Annotated in this window: 19 protein-coding genes; 8 read left to right on the top strand and 11 right to left on the bottom strand. The window is 66.6% G+C overall.

From position 1 onward, the window contains the following. Window positions 1–49: 49 nt before the first annotated feature. The 4 genes from NBG84_RS40680 (at window position 50) to NBG84_RS17845 (ending at window position 4,133) form a co-directional block, all read left to right on the top strand. A complete protein-coding gene (locus NBG84_RS40680; protein ID WP_285367019.1) occupies window positions 50–1,186 on the top strand; it encodes a Fic family protein in 1,137 nt (378 codons plus the stop codon). A gap of 310 nt (window positions 1,187–1,496) precedes the next feature. Next, a complete protein-coding gene (locus NBG84_RS17860; RefSeq protein WP_250920468.1) occupies window positions 1,497–2,681 on the top strand; it encodes a methyltransferase domain-containing protein in 1,185 nt (394 codons plus the stop codon). Between the two features lie 565 nt (window positions 2,682–3,246). Continuing rightward, on the top strand, window positions 3,247–3,465 hold the full coding sequence (locus NBG84_RS17850; RefSeq protein ID WP_250920466.1) for a hypothetical protein: 219 nt from the start codon (window positions 3,247–3,249) through the stop codon (window positions 3,463–3,465). A gap of 128 nt (window positions 3,466–3,593) precedes the next feature. After that, window positions 3,594–4,133: a GNAT family N-acetyltransferase gene (locus NBG84_RS17845; protein WP_250920465.1), complete on the top strand. Its 540-nt coding sequence runs from the start codon at window positions 3,594–3,596 to the stop codon at window positions 4,131–4,133. Window positions 4,134–4,152: 19 nt separating this feature from the next. Here the strand turns inward: NBG84_RS17845 and NBG84_RS17840 are convergent, their stop codons facing one another. The 4 genes from NBG84_RS17840 to NBG84_RS17825 all read right to left on the bottom strand — a co-directional run bounded on the left by NBG84_RS17840 (window position 4,153) and on the right by NBG84_RS17825 (window position 7,523). Next, window positions 4,153–5,346: an asparagine synthase-related protein gene (locus tag NBG84_RS17840; RefSeq protein WP_250920585.1), complete on the bottom strand. Its 1,194-nt coding sequence runs from the start codon at window positions 5,344–5,346 to the stop codon at window positions 4,153–4,155. A 794-nt stretch (window positions 5,347–6,140) separates the two neighbouring features. Then, window positions 6,141–6,356: a DUF397 domain-containing protein gene (locus tag NBG84_RS17835; RefSeq protein WP_250920464.1), complete on the bottom strand. Its 216-nt coding sequence runs from the start codon at window positions 6,354–6,356 to the stop codon at window positions 6,141–6,143. Window positions 6,357–6,393: 37 nt separating this feature from the next. After that, complete coding sequence (locus tag NBG84_RS17830; RefSeq protein ID WP_250920463.1) at window positions 6,394–6,642, bottom strand: DUF397 domain-containing protein; 249 nt, start codon at window positions 6,640–6,642, stop codon at window positions 6,394–6,396. After that, complete coding sequence (locus NBG84_RS17825; protein WP_250920462.1) at window positions 6,633–7,523, bottom strand: helix-turn-helix domain-containing protein; 891 nt, start codon at window positions 7,521–7,523, stop codon at window positions 6,633–6,635. Before NBG84_RS17825 ends, NBG84_RS17830 begins: the two co-directional genes overlap by 10 nt. A gap of 270 nt (window positions 7,524–7,793) precedes the next feature. Between NBG84_RS17825 and NBG84_RS17820 the strand changes: the two genes are divergently transcribed. The 3 genes from NBG84_RS17820 to hutI are packed head-to-tail and all read left to right on the top strand — an operon-like array spanning window position 7,794 to window position 9,878. After that, on the top strand, window positions 7,794–8,279 hold the full coding sequence (locus NBG84_RS17820; protein WP_250920461.1) for an ATP-binding protein: 486 nt from the start codon (window positions 7,794–7,796) through the stop codon (window positions 8,277–8,279). Beyond that, entirely contained in the window at window positions 8,279–8,677 is a 399-nt protein-coding gene (locus NBG84_RS17815; protein WP_250920460.1) for a hypothetical protein, read from the top strand. Before NBG84_RS17820 ends, NBG84_RS17815 begins: the two co-directional genes overlap by 1 nt. Before the next feature lie 28 nt (window positions 8,678–8,705). Next, window positions 8,706–9,878: an imidazolonepropionase gene (gene hutI, locus NBG84_RS17810; RefSeq protein WP_250920584.1), complete on the top strand. Its 1,173-nt coding sequence runs from the start codon at window positions 8,706–8,708 to the stop codon at window positions 9,876–9,878. On the opposite strand, the gene NBG84_RS17805 is transcribed toward hutI, so the two are convergent. The 7 genes from NBG84_RS17805 to NBG84_RS17775 form a co-directional block, all read right to left on the bottom strand. Continuing rightward, window positions 9,857–10,723: an SDR family oxidoreductase gene (locus NBG84_RS17805; RefSeq protein WP_250920459.1), complete on the bottom strand. Its 867-nt coding sequence runs from the start codon at window positions 10,721–10,723 to the stop codon at window positions 9,857–9,859. The genes hutI and NBG84_RS17805 overlap by 22 nt on opposite strands. 104 nt (window positions 10,724–10,827) lie before the next feature. Continuing rightward, window positions 10,828–11,943, bottom strand: a complete 1,116-nt coding sequence (locus NBG84_RS17800; RefSeq protein ID WP_250920458.1) for a glycosyltransferase family 39 protein — start codon at window positions 11,941–11,943, stop codon at window positions 10,828–10,830. A gap of 126 nt (window positions 11,944–12,069) precedes the next feature. Continuing rightward, window positions 12,070–13,395, bottom strand: coding sequence for a cytochrome P450 (locus NBG84_RS17795; RefSeq protein WP_250920583.1), 1,326 nt, complete (start codon window positions 13,393–13,395; stop codon window positions 12,070–12,072). A gap of 2 nt (window positions 13,396–13,397) precedes the next feature. Continuing rightward, the gene (locus NBG84_RS17790) at window positions 13,398–13,910 is read right to left on the bottom strand and encodes a GTP-binding protein (RefSeq protein ID WP_425608656.1); all 513 of its coding nucleotides are present in this window, start codon (window positions 13,908–13,910) and stop codon (window positions 13,398–13,400) included. Window positions 13,911–14,475: 565 nt separating this feature from the next. Further along, a complete protein-coding gene (locus NBG84_RS17785) occupies window positions 14,476–14,835 on the bottom strand; it encodes a DUF742 domain-containing protein (RefSeq protein ID WP_250920457.1) in 360 nt (119 codons plus the stop codon). Beyond that, the gene (locus tag NBG84_RS17780) at window positions 14,835–15,278 is read right to left on the bottom strand and encodes a roadblock/LC7 domain-containing protein (RefSeq protein WP_250920456.1); all 444 of its coding nucleotides are present in this window, start codon (window positions 15,276–15,278) and stop codon (window positions 14,835–14,837) included. Before NBG84_RS17780 ends, NBG84_RS17785 begins: the two co-directional genes overlap by 1 nt. Then, on the bottom strand, window positions 15,275–17,731 hold the full coding sequence (locus NBG84_RS17775; RefSeq protein WP_250920455.1) for an ATP-binding protein: 2,457 nt from the start codon (window positions 17,729–17,731) through the stop codon (window positions 15,275–15,277). Before NBG84_RS17775 ends, NBG84_RS17780 begins: the two co-directional genes overlap by 4 nt. A 414-nt stretch (window positions 17,732–18,145) precedes the next feature. Here NBG84_RS17775 and NBG84_RS17770 point away from each other — a divergent pair, with 414 nt between their 5' ends. Further along, entirely contained in the window at window positions 18,146–19,216 is a 1,071-nt protein-coding gene (locus NBG84_RS17770) for a GNAT family N-acetyltransferase (RefSeq protein ID WP_250920581.1), read from the top strand. Window positions 19,217–19,256 lie beyond the last annotated feature (40 nt).

Here is a 19,256-nt window from a genome sequence, read left to right as displayed (position 1 = left end):
ACGGTGACGGCCTTTTGACAGCCGCATCCTGCCGTCGTGTCATCGAGCCATGCTGTACGAGACGCCCTCCCTCGACGCCGACGATCTCCGCGTGCTCTCCGAGCTCGCGGAGATGCGTGAGCGACTGCTGCTTGCCCTCAACGCCAAACCCCCCTGGCTAGCCCAACTCCGGCGGAATCTCACCGCGCGAGCGATCGCGGGGTCGAACACCATCGAGGGCTATGCGGCGACGGTGGACGATGTGGAAGCGCTCATGGCGGGGGAGGAGCCTTTGGAGACGGCCGACCGCACGCGGGTCGAGCTGGAGGGCTACCAGCGGGCCATGACCTACATCCAGGCCCTCGCCGACGCAGCGGAGGACTTCCGCTATGACGCCGGCCTCCTCAACGGTCTCCACTTCATGCTCCAGGGCCACCATCTGAACAAGCGCCCCGGCCGCTGGCGCGATGGACCGGTCTTCGTCACCAGCCCGGACGACCCCCTGGTGCCCGCGTACACCGCGCCCGCCCATGAGCAGGTCCCCGCTCTGACTGCTGAGCTGATCGAGTGGCTCAACGAGGGTGAGCTAGCTGCTCCGGTGCATGTCAGGGCCTCGATGGCCCATCTGAATCTGGTCAATATCCATCCCTGGAAGGACGGCAACGGGCGTATGTCCCGTGCCCTCTCGACACTGGTGTTCGCGCGTGAGGCGCTGATGCCACCGGAGTTCTCATCCATCGAGGAGTGGCTGGGGCGGGGCCAGAACACCTATGGCTACTACCGCGTCCTCCAGCAGGTGGGCGGCCCTCGGTGGACCCCACAGATGGATACCCACCCCTGGATTCGTTTCTGCTTGGAAGCCCACCACCGCCAGGCCCAACAGGCCCAGCGCCGCACTGATCTCCTCTCCCGTGCATGGGTTCACCTGGGAGAGACCACCGCCGCCAGCGGCCTGGACGAACGGGTCGTCTACGCGCTGCTGCCGGCTTTCTGGGGCTCCAAGGTCCGGCGCACGGTCTACCAACAGGACGCGGAACTCTCCGACCAGCAGGCCATCCGCGACATCCGCGAACTGGTCCGACTGGGCTGGCTGACCCCCCACGGCAAGGCACGCGCCCGCTACTACGCATCCGGGCCGCGCATGGCGGCGGCGAACGCTGAGGTACGGCAGAGTCTGGAGCCGTACGCCGATCCGTACGAGAGATGACATATGGGTTTCTGACTTCCCTGGTACCCAGGGCCTCGATCGCGGGCGGCGCAAGCGGTAGTGAAACCTGCGCGGTCAGTGCCTCCCTGCGCGGTAGGGAAGTCCTTGGCCGTCAGTTTCCGCCTCTCTAGCATGACGTGGTCAGGAGGGCGATTGAATTGGTAAGCCATGAATTACCCGCACCCACCCCCCGAAGCTCGGGCGGTGAGAACGGCGGCGACGATGGGCACCCCGGCCAGCCGTGGCAGCCGCCCGAGGACCCGCCGAGCCCCGATGGCGGGTCGCCGCCAGGAGACGGGAAACACCGCAAGTGACCTTCACCGAGCACGAGATGCGGCCCGCTCGTAAGGAACTGGGCCGCTATCTCCTGGAGGCCGGGGCGATGTCGGCAGACTGGCTGGAGTCGTTCCAGTCCGTCGACCGTGCCGCGTTCTTACCCCGGCTGATGTGGCCGTACGACATGAACTCACGGTCGAGCACGGTCTGCGACCGCGACGCCGATCCGGTGAACTGGTACGAGCGCGCCGACTCGAATGTGCCGATCACCACCCAGTGGGACGACGGCCAACACATCGGCCCCGCACCCGGCAAGGTGCCCACCTCATCGGCCTCGATGCCCAGCGTGGTGCTGTCCATGCTGCGGGACCTGGATGTACGGGACGGGATGCGTGCGCTGGAGATCGGCACCGGTACGGGCTGGAACGCAGGCCTACTCAGCCATCGGCTCGGCGCGGGCAATGTGGTCTCCGTGGAAGTCGACGAGACGGTGTCGGCGAAGGCACGGGCCGCCCTGAGCAACGTTGGTCTGCGGCCGGCGGCCGTGGTGGGTGACGGCCTCGAAGGCTTCGTTGCCTTGGCCCCGTACGACCGGCTGATAGCCACGGTCGGGGTGCGTCACATCCCTTACGCCTGGGTCGAGCAGACATCTCCGGGCGGTGTGATCGTCGCCCCCTGGGGCACCCACTTCACCCACACCGACCACGTTGTCCGCCTGGTGGTCAGTGCTGATGGGGCCAGTGCATCGGGCCACTTCACCACCCCGGTGGAGTTTATGAAGGCCCGCTCCCAACGCCCGTCCAGGCCCCCACACAACGCCTACCTCCCCGAGGGGTTCCCCGGCGACGCCACAACATCCACCACCTGCCTCACCGCCCGCACCACGGGCTTCGGTGAACTCCTACAACACCCCTTCCCCACAGTGGCTGGGCTGTTGTTACCCCACTGTGCCCACGCGAGCGACCGTCGCGGGCCCAGCCTCAGCGTCTGGCTGTACGGCCTCTCGGACCGCTCGTGGGCTGCGGCGGTACTCCACGACGATCGACCAAGCGCCACGGTGCACCAGGCCGGGGAGCGCAGGCTGTGGGACGAGTTGGAGTCCGCGTACGCGTGGTGGACCGGGGCGGGAAGCCCGTTGTTGGCTCGCTTTGGTATGACGGTTGACGCGAAAGGCGAGCGGGTGTGGGTTGATTCGCCGGAGCAGACCGTTGGGGTGTGAATATGCTGTGCGACGGCGTATCAAGGAGCCGCACCCCGTCTGGTGAGTGGCCGCGTTCTCGCTGAGCTGTCTGTACCGCGCTCCACTCTTTTGGGTGATGCTCTTGTTGGTTGGCCTCCCTGCCGTAGTCGGCGCGAGTAATAAGTACGCTCATGGTACGTGGGGATCGACATCCGAAGAAGGACGTTGAGGCAACAGCTGTGCGTAGTTGGCACTTCATCATGCATACTCAAGACCCGCTTACTCCAGAGCAATCGGATGCCATGGACCATCTCGAATGCTTCGCTGATGGCTTTTTGGGCTTGGAGGAGGGGCCAGGATTTTCAAAGTTCGAGTGCTATTTTCAGGCCGATAGCCTTATGAACGCCATGAGGGAGGCCCTTGTTCGTCTGGAGCAGGTGCCGGGTGTTCTTATCAGTAGCATTGAGTTGAGCCCGCGTTCGTTTGAACACAACGGCATGACCACTAATTCCGTGGTACCCCCTCCCTCGTTGAGAGCTCTGCTACCCGCGCAGGGCATGCGCCCGCAGCCCTCATGAGTGCAGCGTCAGGGCGAAAGGGATTGATGAGCTCAACCGTAGAAACCGAAGCCGTTCGAAAATGGCACTTCGTCCTGCACACGCAGGACCCACTCACTCGGGAACAGGAAGATGTCTTGTCGGGCCTCGACGCTTTCGCCAACGGCGACGTTGGGCTGGAACAGCGCCCCGGGGTGTACTCGCTATTCACCTGCTATGTGGATGCGCCGAGCCTGACCGAGGCGATCGAGGGGGTGCGAGGGTAGCGCTGCTTCCTCGGCATGGGCGGGCCGCGGCCTGAAAGCTTGCGATGTTCGAAGGCGGCTTTGCCTCTCTTCGGCCTACGAAGAGTGGCAGAGTGGGCCAAGAGACGTTGTTGATCCGAGGAGCCCGAGTGAAGTTCGTGATGCGACCAGCCCTGCCCAAGGATGCGGCGGCTGTTATCCGAATCATCCTTGCCCGCTCCGAATGGCTTGAGAAGCGCGATATGCCGAGTTGGCGTGGGAGTGCGGAGAAGCTTGCCGCGCTCACCAGCAACGAGGATGGGTCGATGTTTTTACTCGAAGCAGATGGCCAGCCTGTGGGCTGTACTACTGTGACCGATTCCACCCCCCCAATGGCATGGACTCAAGAGGAGCTTGCAGAGCCTTCGCTCTACTTGTACAGCACGATTACTGACCCGGTGATTCGTGGAGCGAACCCTGGTGCACTCATTGCCCTCTGGGCCATTGATCGCGCAGCTCTTGAGGGGAAACGATGGGTGAGACGCGGCTGCCGTTTCTCCGGCTTGGTCACCTACTATGAGCGCCAAGGTTTTCGAGTTGTTCATGAGATGCAGAAGACGAATGGGCCTATGTATCTCATGGGGCGACACGCCGAGCGAATCGAAGACCTGGAAGATAGACTCAATGGCGTCTTGAGCCCTTTTGGCTAGCAATAAATTCGGTCAACCTCTAAAGGAAAACTGTAGCGGCTGCGTGCAAGTGAATTACCTCGATCAGTTGAGAGTCTCTTCGCTCCTCATACGTGTCGAGTCCTAGTGTCAAGAGCGCTTGCTTTAGGCCGTCAGGGTCTATAAGTCTTGCGTCGAATAGCGGAGATCCAGTTTTCAGCATGTGATGCAGCAAGGATCTGCCGTGAGTGATCAGTGAATCGCGAACGATCTCAGCAAAGCTCTCGCGTTCGACTGGATGGGTCACGTCACGATTCATACCCATGGATGTGAGTCTTCTGCGTTGCAGTTGTTTCAACTGCCGCCAATCTAGCGGAAGTGATTCGCCGAGCTCGACCATGCCGGGGTCTGCGAATGGATGCAGTGGCCATAGGCCAGCTCGGAGTAGTACGGGTGCAGATGTCTCCAGGGACAATAGGGTCATGCTGTTCACAGCTGCTGGTGGAGCAATCCCCAGGTCTCCAAACTCTGCTGTCTCTTGCACGCGCTGGCCGATCCACGGCAATGAAGCAGCATCTTCCATCCGGCCAGACGCTCTATGCGGAAATTCTGCTTGGGAAAGGGCGACCATTTCGTCCCCACCCAAGCCGGTCACCACGCTGTGGGCTCCTGATGCGGCGATCTCTTCAGCCATCCTTACGAAGGGATAGTGCAGAGGCTCCTCGTAGGGACTGATCAAGGCGCCGCGAACACGAGCACATGATGGGTGTAGAGGTTGATCCGTGGTCGCGTCGATCACGACATCCCTGGGACCGAATGGTGTTGCGCGCAGTATCTCTGCACGCCGTCTAACCTGCTGCTCGCGTCCAGGTCCGCCAATCAAGAGCGTGGCACTGGTGATCAGGCCAGGGTGGCGCTGAGCGGCATGTGTAGCAACGGTTCCGGAGTCTAAGCCCCCCGTCAGGTGGAAGACGGTTTTTTCTGGGATCAGGGGGCGAGTATACAAAGCGCAGTCCAGAGCCTGGGTAAAGGCTCCGAGGACGTCTGCATCTGGAGCCAGAATTCGCGGACCGGCGTGCAGCGCTGGATCTGGGTACCGCAGGTAGAGGTGGCCCCCGAAGTGTGCGGTGGAGCGCTCGGTAAGCCGATGAATCCCGCTGAAGAGAGTGGCGTGGCTATACCGAGGCCTATAGAGCAGAAGCCGTGTGGCTTCGAGCGTATTTAGCCCACCGGCGTGCTCCCAGAGGTCAGCCATATCCCACGAACCATAGAGGGTCGATGCGTCGTGCGCGAGGTAGAAGGGTGTCGTACGGCATGGGCCAGCCGTTACCTCTACCGGCTCGTCGGCCTGCGTTTCCACTGATACATAGTCCGTAGGCCACGCATGGATTGCAGTGAGCCCTTGATCGTATTCGTTCCGTGTGACTGAACGTACAGAGGGTTCGCAGACTGGTCGATCAGCGACGCGTTCCCGTACTACTAGCACTGAACGGTGTCCATCCGTCATTGCCAGATGTTCGACCATCGGGTGTTGGAACGGCTCGATCTTGCTCAAGGTATCAGTGGTCGCGTACTGCGTTCCGGTCCATCGCCAGGCGCTTTCACCTAGGTATGGAGTGACTTGAATTTTGAGCAAAGAAACTCCCACTCACTAAGGAGTGAGGCCACTAGCAGCCTCACCCCCAGCTTGCATTCACTGTGTTAGATGGCGGTTGTGTCATAGGTGTGCGATCCGTCAGAGGATCCTTGCTCCTTCTTGTACTCGTGAGTCTCAGCAGGTGTCTGGACGCGTCGCACTGCCTTGGTGACGAAGAGGTGCTCAAACGGCAGACGGCGCCGCGGCGGGGGAGCTGTTAGATCGTGATGCGGCATGAGTGCATCCCTCCGCAGTGATTGCGGTTGATGGAGCGTCAACCGCAATGCTACGAAGTGTAGTTGTTCGTTTCCAGAAGGTAATTGGTCATCTTCGGGAGATGAGGTGCAGGCCAAGCAGGGTGCCCCCATGTCTGGGGCACCCTGCGTTGTGCGTTGTGGCGCTGCGTGTTGAGGTCAGGCAGCGCCGGCCCTCGCTGCGAAGGCAATGAAACCGTGCCAGGCCCCCGACGGGACGACCAGGGCGGGGCCCTGCTTGTTCTTGGAGTCGCGGATGCCGACCCCGCTTGTCAGGCGCGCGACCTCCACACAGCAACCTCCCGAGTCGTTGCTGTATGAGGACTTGAACCAGGCCGTTTCATTTGTCGCGTTGGAGCCTCTGTTTAGTGGCATGTCTCCCTCGATTGCAAGATCAGTTCCTGAATGTGCGCTAACGACTCGTTGAGACATAGGCCCGTGGGTCCATGCGCACCAGGCCGACGAACGACAACCAGACAGCCGATGGAACGACCAGGGCGGGTCCTTGCAGGTTCTTGGAGTCGCGGATGCCGACCCGGTGGGACAAGATCGCAACTTCCAGGCACGCCCCTCCAGTGTCGTTGCTGTAGGAGGATTTGAACCAGGCGGAGTCCTCGGCGACATCAAGCGCCGTGGTGTGAGTGCTGATGATTACTCCCATCCTTGGGCTAGTTGTTGTAGGAAGTCAGCGGTACGAGCCGGAGGAAGCGCGCTGTCTCGCATTGCATCGAAGCGCCTGATGTTCCTCTGAACCTCTCTCCACTCGTCCGTGACGCTGATGGTGTTTGACATGTCGACTTGGACGACTGGGGCGAGCGCGTCGGAGAAGTCGAGCAAGATGAAGTTGCTCTCAGTTCGGTAGGTCACCACATCGTGCGGGAGGATCTGGATGGTCACGTTGTCCAGCCGCCCCAACTCCACGATTGCGGCGTACTGCTCACGCATTACCTCGGTACCCTCCACCATCCGACGCACAGCCGCCTCATCCATGATGACCCGCAGCTCAAGAGGGGAGTCAGACCGAGTGATCAGTTCCTTCCGCTCCATGCGAAGCCTGACGTTCTGCTCGATGTACTCCGAGGTGGTCTCTTCGACAGGTTTGGCGATCGTGTAAAGAGCCCGTGTGTACGCCTCGGTCTGAAGCAGCCCGAACACAAAACTCGGCTGGAACGCCCGCATCACCCGAGCGTCCTGCTCCAGCCCCCGATACGTCGGCATCTTCGACGGCATAAAGGCCTTGTACGGCGTCCACGGTTCCTTGCTCAGTGACTCTCGGTGGAGCTTGAGCAGTGTGTCTCGATCCTCCCGAGGCATATGGGCGTCGTAGAGGTCCATCAGGGCGTCGAGATCGCCCGAGCGAGGGAGGTCGTTCTCGCCGATCTCCACCCGCGCCAGTTTGGTGAATGAGAAGCCCAACTCTCCTGCCACTTCCTGGAGGGTTAAGCCCTTCCTCTCCCGGAGCTTCCTCAGCTCCTTGCCAAGCTCCCTGCGTCGGAACGTAGCGCCCCGTTTTGCTGCCACCTTGCTGTCCCCTTTCGTCATCGGTCTGTCGCTGGCTGACGTGACCGCTGTGGGGTACCGACGCATGTCGTACCCCCGAGTGTGCCACCCAGTGCCCACCCCTGAGCAACCCGTGTCCGTGCTCGGGCATTTGCCAATTCTTAGGTCAACAGCCATGAGCTTGAATATTAACTCCCATATGCGGCACGGTATTTGAGTCAAGCCAAGTCGGACGGCGATGAACAAAACTGGACCTTCTCTGCCTCTTGAGGTTCGGCTTTGCCCTGTCCGAAGACCGTGGAGGACCAGCCCATGTCGATCGCCGTTGCCCCACCCCGTGCCCGTACCGCCCACCACACCGGGCGGCTCACTCTCGGGCGGTCGGACATAGAGCCCGGGTTCCATCTCACCCTGCGTCGCACCGGGCAGGTCGGTGGGCAGATGAGCGTCCAGGACCGGACGTGGGCCGCCCTGATGCGGCGGGTCGGGCGGGTGCACCTGCGGATCTGGGGGCTGGAGGGGGTGGGCGACGCGGTGGAGCTGTTGGTGTCGGAGCTCGTGACCAATGGCTTTCAGCATGGGCAGGGCGACACCGTCGACGTACGGATGTGGCGGACCGGGAGCTATCTGGGGCTGGAGGTGGCCAGTGGGAGCGGGCCGGGGGTGCCGTGTCCTCGGGTGCCCGGGTTGTTTGAGGAGAGTGGGCGGGGGTTGGGCTTGGTCGCCGGGGTGGCCGACGCCTGGGGGATCGCGGACGGTGGGCGGATCTGGTGCCTGGTCGCGTTGGGGGAGGTCTGATGTGTCAGCTCATCGGGCCCGGCTGTGCGGAGACCGCCGGGCTGCCGTTGCAACTGCTGGTGTCCACCCTGGAGATCGCGCCCGATGAGCCCGGTCATCCGCTGGAGGTGGTGACCCATCTGCGGTGTGCGCTGGAGGCGGAACACAACGGGCCGCACTTCGATCTGGTGCGAGTGCTCGACGGTGATCAGGGGGAGGTCTGGGCGCGGTGGGCGGGCGGGCAGGAGCCGGAGTGGGTGGCCGTGCTGGCGGACTGCACTGCCGACAACGGTCTTCCCGGTGGGGCCAACGAGGCCTGCACCCTCTTTCAGGGGCATCGCGGCCGGCACAGTTTCGCCTGCGCGGACTTCGAACTGGACCCCCTCCCGGGGACTGACCGTGTCAGCAGTGCGCCGTAATGTGGGCTATGACCTGCGAGAGGACGTCATGAGCAGCACCCTCATCACCCATATCGGCAGCCTTGTCACCAACGATCCCGGCACCGGCGACGACAGCATCCTTCATGTCATCAAGGACGCGGCCGTGGTCATCGAAGGCGAGCGCTATGCCTGGGTCGGGCGGGCCGAGGACGCCCCGGACGCTGACACCGTGCATGACGCCGAAGGCCGGGCCGGTATCCCCGGGTTCGTCGACTCCCACTCGCATCTGGTGTTCGCCGGGGACCGTACGGCGGAGTTCAACGCCCGGATGTCCGGTCAGCCGTATGCGGCCGGGGGCATCCGTACCACCGTCGCCGCCACCCGGGCCGCGACCGATGAGGAGCTGGAAGCCAATCTCGCCCGTCATATCGCGGAGGCCCTGCGCCAGGGCACCACGACCATCGAGGTCAAGTCCGGCTATGGGCTCACCACCGATGACGAGGTCCGGGCGCTGCGGATCGCCGGGCGGCACACCGAGGACGTGACCTATCTCGGCGCGCATATCGTGCCGCCGGAGTACGCGGACGACCCCGCGAGCTATGTCGACCTGGTCACCGGCGAAATGCTGGACGCCTGCGCTCCGCACGCCCGCTGGGTCGATGTGTTCTGCGAGAAGGGCGCCTTCGACGGCGATCAGGCCCGGGCCATCCTCACCGCGGGCATGGCCCAGGATCTGATCCCCCGGGTGCACGCCAACCAGCTCGGTTACGGCCCCGGCGTTCAGCTGGCGGTCGAGCTGGGTGCGGCCAGCGCCGACCACTGCACCCATCTGACGGATGCCGATGTGGAAGCGCTGGCCCAAGGGACCACCGTGGCCACACTGCTGCCAGGCGCTGAGTTCTCCACCCGGGCCCAGTGGCCCGACGCGCGTCGGCTGCTGGACGCGGGGGTGACGGTCGCGCTCTCCACCGACTGCAACCCCGGGTCGTCGTACACCTCGTCCATGCCGTTCTGTATCGCCCTGGCCGTACGCGACATGGGGATGACCCCGGATGAGGCGCTCTGGGCGGCGACGGCCGGTGGGGCCGCCGCTCTGCGGAGTTCGTCAGAGGGGCGGGTCACACCGGGAGCGCATGCGGATCTGGTCCTGTTGGACGCGCCCAGCCATGTGCATCTGGCGTATCGGCCGGGGGTCCCGTTGGTGAGCGATGTCTGGCGTCATGGGCGCAAGTGCGCGTAGGACTCGGGGTTGGCGCGGAGGAAGTCGGTGAACGTCTGCGCCGGGTGTCCCGCTAGCTTGGGCACCGAGTCCGAGACGGCGGCCAGCTCACCACTGGCGATCGCCTCGTAGGAGGTGACCCAGCCGGCCACCTCCCAGGACTCGGCGCCGAAGATCGACCGGGAGGCGTAGGCCTCGTCCTCGGACTCCGGTTGGTAGACGACCGGGCGGCCGGCGAAGCGGGTCAGTTCGTCGGCGGCCTCGGTCAGGGTGATCGCCGTTGGGCCGGTGATGTCATAGGTGGCGCTGTCATGCCCCTCGCCGAGCAGTACGCCAACGGCCGAGTCGGCGATGTCATCGTGTGCCACCGCCGAGACCCGCCCCGCTCCGGCCGGCCCGCGGATCACCCCGTCCGCACCGGCCATCCGGGCGAGGGCGTCCAGATAGAAGCTGTCCCGGAGGAAGGTGTAGCGGAGGCTGGAGGCGCGGATGTACTCCTCCGTGTGCCAGTGGTCCCGGGCGAAGGTGAAGGTCGCATCCGGCGAAGCGCCTAGGAACGATACGTACACCAGCCGTTCCACCCCGGCCGCGACCGCCGCGTCCACGGCCGTCATATGCTCCCGCACCCGGCCCTGGGACTCCTGCGCCGAGACCAGGAACAGGGTCTTCACCCCATCGCAGGCCGCCCGCATGGCCTCGCCGTTGCCATAGGAGGCGGCCGGGCCGATCGAGCCTCCGGCGATCCGGGGCAGTCGGGCCGGGTTGCGGCCCAGGAGACGCACGGCCTGCCCCTGCTCGGCGAGGCGTGCGGCCACTCGGCCGCCGATCCGGCCGCTCGCTCCGGTGACGGCGATGACTGGAGGCATGGGCGCGTCCTCTCCGAGATCAGGAGATGAGGGTACGGGTGTACGAAGGCCAGTCTCGGTCAGTACCGCCCGGACCGCAGCCGCACAGAAAGCCTCCCGGCGGGCTACGGCGGGCCCGAGCCGTGCAGCCAGAACGCCCCGTACACCGCCGCGACCGCCGCCGCCGCCAGCACCACCGACCAGGCCACCCTCGTCCTGGCCCGGGCGAGGGCGAGACCGAGGGGGATCAGCAGCGGGAAGGCGGGCATCAGCAGCCGTGGCTTGGAGCCGAAGAACCCCGAGGAGCACAGGGCCAGCGCCACCACGATGGCGCAGTACGTCAGCAGGGGCGCGGGCTGTCCCTGCCGTACGCCCTTCGCATAGAGCCAGCCCACCAGCGCCACCCCGACCAGCAGCCCGACGCCGGCCGGGAAAGCCGGGCTGGACAGGCGCTCACCGATGAACTGGGCGAAGGCGACGCCACCGTCAAAACCGTTGCCCCAGGCCTTCTGCACATCGAGGTAGCCGAAGAAGCTACCGGTCTGCTGGCCCACCCAGAGGACATATCCGGCCGCGCCCAACGGGGCGAGCACCATCCCGGCCACCCGTCGGGGGCGGTCATCGGATGTCCTCCAAGAGACGATCGCGGCCACCCAGAGGGCGGCGGCGACCGCGAGGCCCACCGGCCGTGTCAGTCCTGCGAGCGCCGCCAGCACCCCGGCGAGCAGCCAGTTCGCCCGGAGCACCGCATACAGCGCCCAGGCGGCGAGCGCGGTGAACAGGGACTCGCTGTAGGCCATCGACTGGACGATCGCGACCGGCAGCGCGGCCCAGACGGCGACGGTGAAGAGCGCGGCCCGTTCCCCGTAGAGGTGATCGACGACCCGGAAGATCCCCCAGGCCGCCGCGAGCGAGGCGATCGCGCTGATCAGCACTCCCGCATCCGCGGGGCCCAGCGGGGTGATCGCCGAGAGCCCCTCTTCCAGCCAGGGCAGCAGCGGGAAGAACGCCATGTCCGAGAGCACCCGGCCATCGGGCGCGGTCAGGGTGAAGTCATAGCCCTGCTCGACGACCCTGACGTACCAGAGCGAGTCCCAGCGGGCGGAGAGCAGCTGGTAGGCATCCCTGCCCGCGAGCTGTGCCCAGAGGAAGAGCACGGCCAGACAGAGGGCCTTGATCGCGATGAACAGCAGCAGCGCGGGCCGCGCACGGCGCAGGGCCGGGAAGCGGTGGGGCTGCATACCGGAGTCCTTCGGAGGGAGACCGGCGGACCGGACGGGGGCGGGGGCTGACATAGACCACTCAGCGTACCGACCGTCTTGACCTGCTCCTGAGCCCGCCGGAACTGTCTCCGGGCCGGTCCCGGACTACTGAGGCGGCCCGGAAGCGGACTCCTCGTCGGGGACCGCTTCCTGGGTGCGCATCCGATGGCGCGGCGGTCTGGGCAGCTGGGGGCGGGTGAACCGGACGGGAAGTGCCGCGAGCCCCCTGCTCCACGGTGACTTCACCCAGGCCAGCTCGGACTCCGGGACGGCCAACTCCAGATCGGGCAGCCGATGGCGGATGGTGTCCACGGCGGTACGGGTGATCAGCCGGGCCGGGTCCTGGGCCGGGCACATATGGGGGCCGGCGCCGAAGGCGAGATGGGAACGGTTGCCGACCACGGGCTGACCGCTTTCGGGGAGCACCGAGGGGTCCTGGTTGGCGCCCGCGAGGCCGAGTACCAGCATGTCGCCGGCGCGGATCTGCTGGCCACCGAACTCCAGGTCCCGGGTGGCGTATCGGGCCGGGAAGTTCTGGGTGGGCGGATGGCGCCACAACACCAGGTCCAGGGCGTCATCCACGCTGAGATGGCCCACACTCACCGAGGAGCGGAACGCTGGATCGCAGATCAGCACGCGCAGGGTGCTGGTGATCCAGTTGACCGTCGTCTGATGACCGGTCACCAGCGTCACCACCAGATTGTGCAGCACCTCGTCGTCGGTGAGGCCTCCCGCGTGGTTCAGCAGCGCCGAGGTGATGTCAGTGCCGGGCCGGCGACGCTTCTCCTTGATCAAATCCTGGAGGATGGCGTCCATGCGCGCACTGGCGTTGTGGGAGTCGGCATTGGTGACGACCATCCCCATGATCGCCTGTGCCAGCAGTTGTCCGGTGCGGTCATCCAGCCCGAGCAGCCGGGTGAGGACCTGGAGCGAGAGTCCCCGGGCGTAGTGCGGTACGAGATCGGCCTCCCGGCGATCCGCGAAGGAGGCGATCAGCCCCTCGGCCGCCGCCCTCACCGTGCGCCGTAGTTCATGCCCGTCGATCGCGGCGATCGCGTCGGAGACGGCGGTACGCATCCGGCGGTGCTGTTGACCGTCGGTGTGGAGCAGCGCGGGACGCCAGCCGACGATGGGCATTAACGGGGAATCGGCCGGTACTCGCCCCTCGCGCAGTAGGGTCCAGCGCCGCGGGTCATGGGAGAAGTCCTGCTCCTCGCGGGTGAGTCGGAGCAGTTCGCGATGGCCGATGACCAGCCAGGCGGAGACACCGGGGGCGATCAGCACCGGGGCCACCGGGCCGTGGACCCGGCGCAGTCCCGCATAGAAGGCGGGCAGCGAATCGCCGTCCAACTCCGGGCCGTAGAGCGGGGCGGCCGGGCAGCGGCCAACGACCCTGGGCCGCGCTTGCGGAGGCACAGGGGGCGGCGGCAGGGTCACAGGGACTCCGTGGAGACGGGCACGGGGGGCCGTGCCGTGTCGATGAGATGGGAGAGCAGCGCGATCAACGCCCCGACGGAGGAGCGTAGATCCCGGGCGTCACAGCGGACCAGGGGGGTGTCGGGCAGTAGATCGAGCGCGGCCCGCAACTCCTCGTCCTGGTAGCGCGGGCCGTCGGGGAAGGAGTTGACGGCGACCGCGAAGGGCAGCCCGAGGTCCTCCAGATTGCCCAACGCATCGAAGGACGCGGCGAGATCACGGGTGTCGACGAGGGCGAGCGCGCCCAGTGACCCGCGTGCCAAGTCGCGCCACGCGGGGAGGAAGCGTTGCTGTCCCGGGGTGCCGAAGAGATAGAGCACCAGCGCGCCGTCGATGGTGATGCGGCCGAAGTCGAGGGCGACGGTGGTGGTCGTCTTACCGGGGGCGGGTAAGGCGTCGACCAGGGCGCCGGCCTGCGTCATCAACGCTTCGGTGGAGAGCGGCTTGATCTCGGAGACCGTGCCGATCATGGTCGTTTTGCCCACCCCGAGCGGTCCGACGATCAGGATCTTGGCGGAACCGGTGACGGTGGGGCTGACATAGGTGCCGGGTGGCGCGGGAACATCGGATCGGGTGCCGATGGGAGAGCGGTCCACCGCTTCGGCCGGGATCGCCCGGGCGGTCGGTGCGGTGGCCGTCGCCGTTTCCCTCGCTCCGCCCGGGTGGCCGAAGGAGCCCTGAGCGGTATGGGGAACCGTTTCGCCTGCTCCTGCCGCCGGAGCCCCCCGGGCAGCGGACGCGGCATGCGCGGCGTCCGGGCGAGGCGTCGACGGAGCGTGGGGATGGAGGCCCGGGGACGCTCCCGGGATCGGGTAGGGGGCGGAGTCCGCGGGGAGCAGGGGTTCCGAAGGCGCGCCGGGAGCCGGCCGCGGTAGCGAGTCCGCTTGTCCGGCCGGCTGTTCACCTGACTGCTGGTCCGGCTGTTCATCCGGGGCCCGACGCACATCGGAGTCCGGCTGCCGGGGGTGGCCGGTGAACCGCGGGCCCGGTGCTGTGCCCGGGCCCTGCTGTTGTCGCGGCGCCCCGTCCTGGGCGTCAGAGACGGCTTTCGAGGCCATGGAGGACCTTTCTCAGCATGGTCACATCGTGGTGTTCGGCCGGCGGGATGGGCGGGCGGATCACGATAAGCCCCCACGCTACGAGGTCGGACAGCAGGACCTGTACGACCGGGGGCGGCTGGCCTAGATGAGCGGCCACCTCGGCGACCGACAACAGGCCGTGACAGAACGTCAGAATGCGTTGGTGCTCGGGTTGCAGGGAGGCGGGGAAGGCGGCGTCCGTGGCCATCACCAGGGTCTCCCAGGCCAACGGTTCGGTGCCGGTCTCCGAACGCCCACGGGTGATCACATACGGGCGCACCGCCGAGGGAGTCCGGTGATCCGGACGGTCCGTCATCAGGAGTCGATCACCGGGTCCCGTGGCTGGCTGCTCAGGTGTGCGCCGATCTTCGCCACGAGGAGTTGCATCTGCTGGGCGACCAGACCCACATCGGCGTCCGTGTCGGTGGCCACTCCCAGGTGGGTACCGATACCGGCATGGGTGAACAGGACGAAGCCGTGCTCGGACTCCAGCATCAACTGGCGTACGCCGGCCCCTCGCCCGAAGAGCAGCGTGGCGGTGGAACGTCCGGTCATCGTCATCGCGGCACAGGCGGCGGCCAGCGACTCCGCCTCCGCGACGGAGAGCGCCGAGACCGGCCCGAGAAGGTTCTCCGAGGAGACATGGCCGAGCCGTAGACCGTCCTCGGAGACCACGACGGCATGTCGCACTCCGGGGATCTCCGTCAACGGGCGGAGCATCCAGCCCAGGTCGGGCAGTCTGGTGATGATCCCGGTCACAGCCGGCCTCCATGGTGCGGATTGGGTTCGGAAAGTTGCTCGGAGGGTGTGGTCCCCGCGACCGTCGCACGACCGCGGCGGGAGCCGGACACCACACTGCTGATGGACGCCCTGGCTGCCTCGGGAGTCCATGCGGGCTGATCCGGTGGGACGGGTGCGGCGGTTGGTACGAACGGCTGCGGCTGGAGCGCCTGTTGGGCCGCTGCCTCCACGGCGGCACCACGACGGCTACGCCGACGCGGTAGCGGCTGCTGGGGTGGGGCCTGCCCCTGACCCGGGCGCTCGGACTGGCCCTGGACCTGGGCTTGGCGCTGTGGCTGGCCCTGTGTCTGGCCCTGGACCTGTGTCTGGGCCTGGACCTGGGTTCGGCGCTGGCCCTGGACTTTGGGTTGGCCCGTGAACCATGTCTGACCCTGGCTCGGGAACCGCGTCTGGCCTTGGTTCGGGCCGCCCGGGTTCTGCGGTGCTCCTGGGCGGGTGCTCGGTTCCTCGCGTGGGGTCTGGGGCTGCTGTGCGGTCTCCCGCAGCCGTGGGGGGCGCGGTGGTGTGGCGGCCCCACCCTCCTGCTGCGTTGCCCCGCCATAGCGAGGGGCGTCCGTGCGGGCCCGCGCCGGGTAGGCGTCGGTGTGCGCGGCTTGGCCATCCGACCGTGCTCCGGGTGGAGGAGGTGGAGGGGTGCTGGGATGCTGCGCCCCGCCCTGCCCGTCCTGGTGCCCCCCGGGGTACGCGGTCGAGTGTTGTGGCGTGCCCTGGTAGGAGGTCGGCTGTCGCACCATCCCGCGGTAGGCCGCGGCGGCCTCGGCCGCGCCCGACCCGGGATGGTCCTCGGACCCTTCGCCGCGTCCTTCGTACGGCGAGGCCCCCGCCACCTGGTCCGCGGGCCCCGCGTATCCGGCGGAAGCGGCGTCCTGCCGGGCCGCTTGCTGCTCCTGGTGCGCGGCCGTTGCCCGGACCTGGTTCTGGTAGGCGGCGGACGCCGTACTGCGGCCCCGCGCCTGGTACACCGCGCCAGCGGTGCTGGTCGTGCCTCCCGTGTCGTCGCGGTGCCGTCCGCCGGGACGCCCGGTGCCGCCGTACTCCATTCCGCCGGGGGCGGGTCCGGTGTACTCCGTACCCCCGTACTCCACGGTGTCCGGACCGGCTCCGCCGTATTCCGTACCGCTGTATTCCCCACCCGCGTACTCCGGGGCCCTGTAGTCACCTTCCGGGTAGGTCATGGAGCTGTAGGAGGCGGTGGAGGGTGCCGGCTCGGCGGCCGACCACTCGGTGTGGGAGGTGGCCTCGTGCCGTTGGGCGCGGCCCGGGTGCCGGTCGTCCGAGAAGTGCGATCGGGGCTCGGTCAGCAGTCGGTAGGGCACGAAGGCCACCGCGCGGGTGCCGCCGTACGCGGAGGCGCCGGACAGTTCCACACTGAAGCCGAGCTCCCTGGCCCAGCGCCCCACACAGGCGAGCCCCAGGCGGGGCACCGCACCGAGGTTGGCCAGGTCCAACTCGTCCTTCAGCCGTGCCGTCGACTGGAGGAGCACATCGGGCGGCATCCCCAGCCCCGCGTCGTCGATCTCCACCACCGCGCCGGCCCCCACCTCGCGGATGGTGACCATGACCTGGGTACGGGACGGCGAGAAGACCGTCGCGTTCTCCAACAGCTCGGCGATGGTGTGCATCAGCCCCTCGACCGCGGGCGGCACCGCGTAGAGCGTCTGACCGCCGTGCACCTCGATCCGGTTGAACTCCACGATCCGCGACTGCGCCCCTCGGACGCAGTCATAGAGGGAGACGGGCCTGGTCTCCCGCCTGGCCGGCCAGATACCGCACATCACCAGCAGTGTCTGGGCCTTGCGGGTCATCTGGGCCGCCGCGTGGTCGGCCTTCATCACCTCGGCCAGCAGCCGGGGGTCCTCAATGGTCTGCTCCACCCGGTCCAGCACCTGCTGCTGGACCGTGGCCATCGCGTGCATATTGCGGGCGACTGATTCAAAGGCAGCCTGCACGGAGTCACGCAGGGTGCGCTCCCGACGCACGGCGTCCTCCGAGCCGAGTGCCTCGACGATCGAAACCAACGCGTCCGCGAAGTCCTCGCCGACCTCATCGGCCGGGGCGAGGGGGCCCGGGGCCGAGTCCAGCCGCTGGCCGGCGCGCAGCCGCTCGGTGATCGCGGGCAGGCGTACGGAGACGAGATGGGCGACTTCGTCGGCCCGGGCTTCGGCGGTGTGGTGTTCGGCCCTGCGCGCGGTGCGCTCAGCCCGTAGCAGCCGTATGAGCAGCAGTGTCCAGGCCAGTGCGAGCAGTGCCACGGCCGCACAGGCCCACGCAAGTATTTTCCCCAGGTCAGCGTGGGTGTAGAGGTCCGCGAGTATCGATGCTCCGACGACGAGGGTCAGGCCCGCGAGGGGCCACCACAGCGTGGGTCCGGTGCCAGAAGTGGTGGTTGTGCCGGGTGCCCGGCTCACCATGACGATCCCGCCCTGCTCGACATGATGTCTCTGTAGACCACGACCACGAAGACCGAGCCCTTCACGAAGACTGAGCCCTACCAGGACACACCGGACTCCCGCGGAGAATCGGGGAGCGTTAAGAATCCTACGATCAACAGAGCGGGTTCGAATATCAGTTGGCCAACTCACCTGAGATTGTTGCTGCGCCCGGCCCGGATTCATGCTAAGTCCCAGGCACAACTTGAACACCAGGCGCAACTTTCCGATGAGCTGTCATCGATTCTTCACGAATTCGCCACAAGTGGTGGGGGGCGCGTTCCTCGCCGGTGGGTTGCCCGGTACCGTCCCTTCTGGGGTTGGCTCATGGGGGAGTACCGGGGGGTCGCGTTGAGCGGGGTTCAAAATTGCGGTGCCCAGAATGATGGCGTCCGCATTCGAGTGATCAAGCCTGAACAGCTGAGGGACCAGGAGATCGAGTCCTGGCGTGCGCTGCGTGCCAAGACCGGCCTGCCCGCGAGCCCGTTCATGGAACCGGAATTCACCCTCACCGTCGGCCGGGTGCGCCCCGCCGCGTGGGTGGCCGTGCTCCGCCAGAATGGCGAGGACGCCGGCTTCTTCCCGTATGAGCGCGGACCGCTCGGCCATGGCAGGGCCATCGGGTTCGGTGTCTCCGACTGCCAGGGCGCGGTGCTCCGCTCCGGTCTCGGCATCAGCGCCCGCGACCTCCTGCGAGCCTGCTCACTCTCCGCCTGGGAGTACGACAACCTCGAAGCGGGCCAGGATCTGTTCACACCGTCCGTCGCCGAGGGATTCGACTCCCCGGTGATCGACATAGGGGAGGGGTACGACGCCTATGAGCAGCGGTTGCGCGGTGCGTCGCCCAAGTTCCTGAAGACCACCCTGGCCAAGGAGCGCAAGCTCGGCCGGCAGGTGGGTGAGGTCCGCTTCGTCTTTGACGAGCGCGATCCCGCCGTGCTGCGCACACTGATGGAGTGGAAGTCCGCCCAGTACCGAAGGACCGGCCGCCGCGACCGGTTCGCCAAGGACTGGATCAACACGCTGGTGCAGCTGCTCCATGAGACCCGTACGTCCGGCTGTTCCGGCACGCTGTCCGTCCTCTACGCCGGCGACCGCCCGATAGCGGCTCATTTCGGACTTCGCTCGGCCACCGTGCTCTCCTGCTGGTTTCCGGCATATGACCCTGAGTTCTCCAAATACTCACCAGGGCTGATACTGCATCTGCGGATGGCGGAAGCCGCCGCGGCGGAAGGTATCGGGATGCTTGACATGGGGCGTGGGTCGGCCGAGTACAAGAACTCCCTGAAGACCGGGCAGTTGCGGGTCCACGAGGGCTCCTCCTTCCGGCCAGGGGCGGGTGCCGCTCTGTACTGGGTGAGCCGCGAGCCCTCCCGTCGAGCCCACGGCTTTGTGCGCAACAGGCCCAAACTCGCCGGGATCGCCCAGCAGACGCTGACTCGGATCGGCAAGCTGCGCGGCAACTGACGGCCGGGTCCCTCACCGGCCGTACGCCTTACAGAAGCAA

The sequence above is a fragment of the Streptomyces albipurpureus genome (assembly GCF_023701525.1).
GTDB classification, from domain to species: Bacteria; Actinomycetota; Actinomycetes; order Streptomycetales; family Streptomycetaceae; genus Streptomyces; species Streptomyces albipurpureus.
The sequence above is the reverse complement of the archived record's forward strand: the minus strand, read 5'-3'. Positions and strand labels throughout refer to the sequence as shown.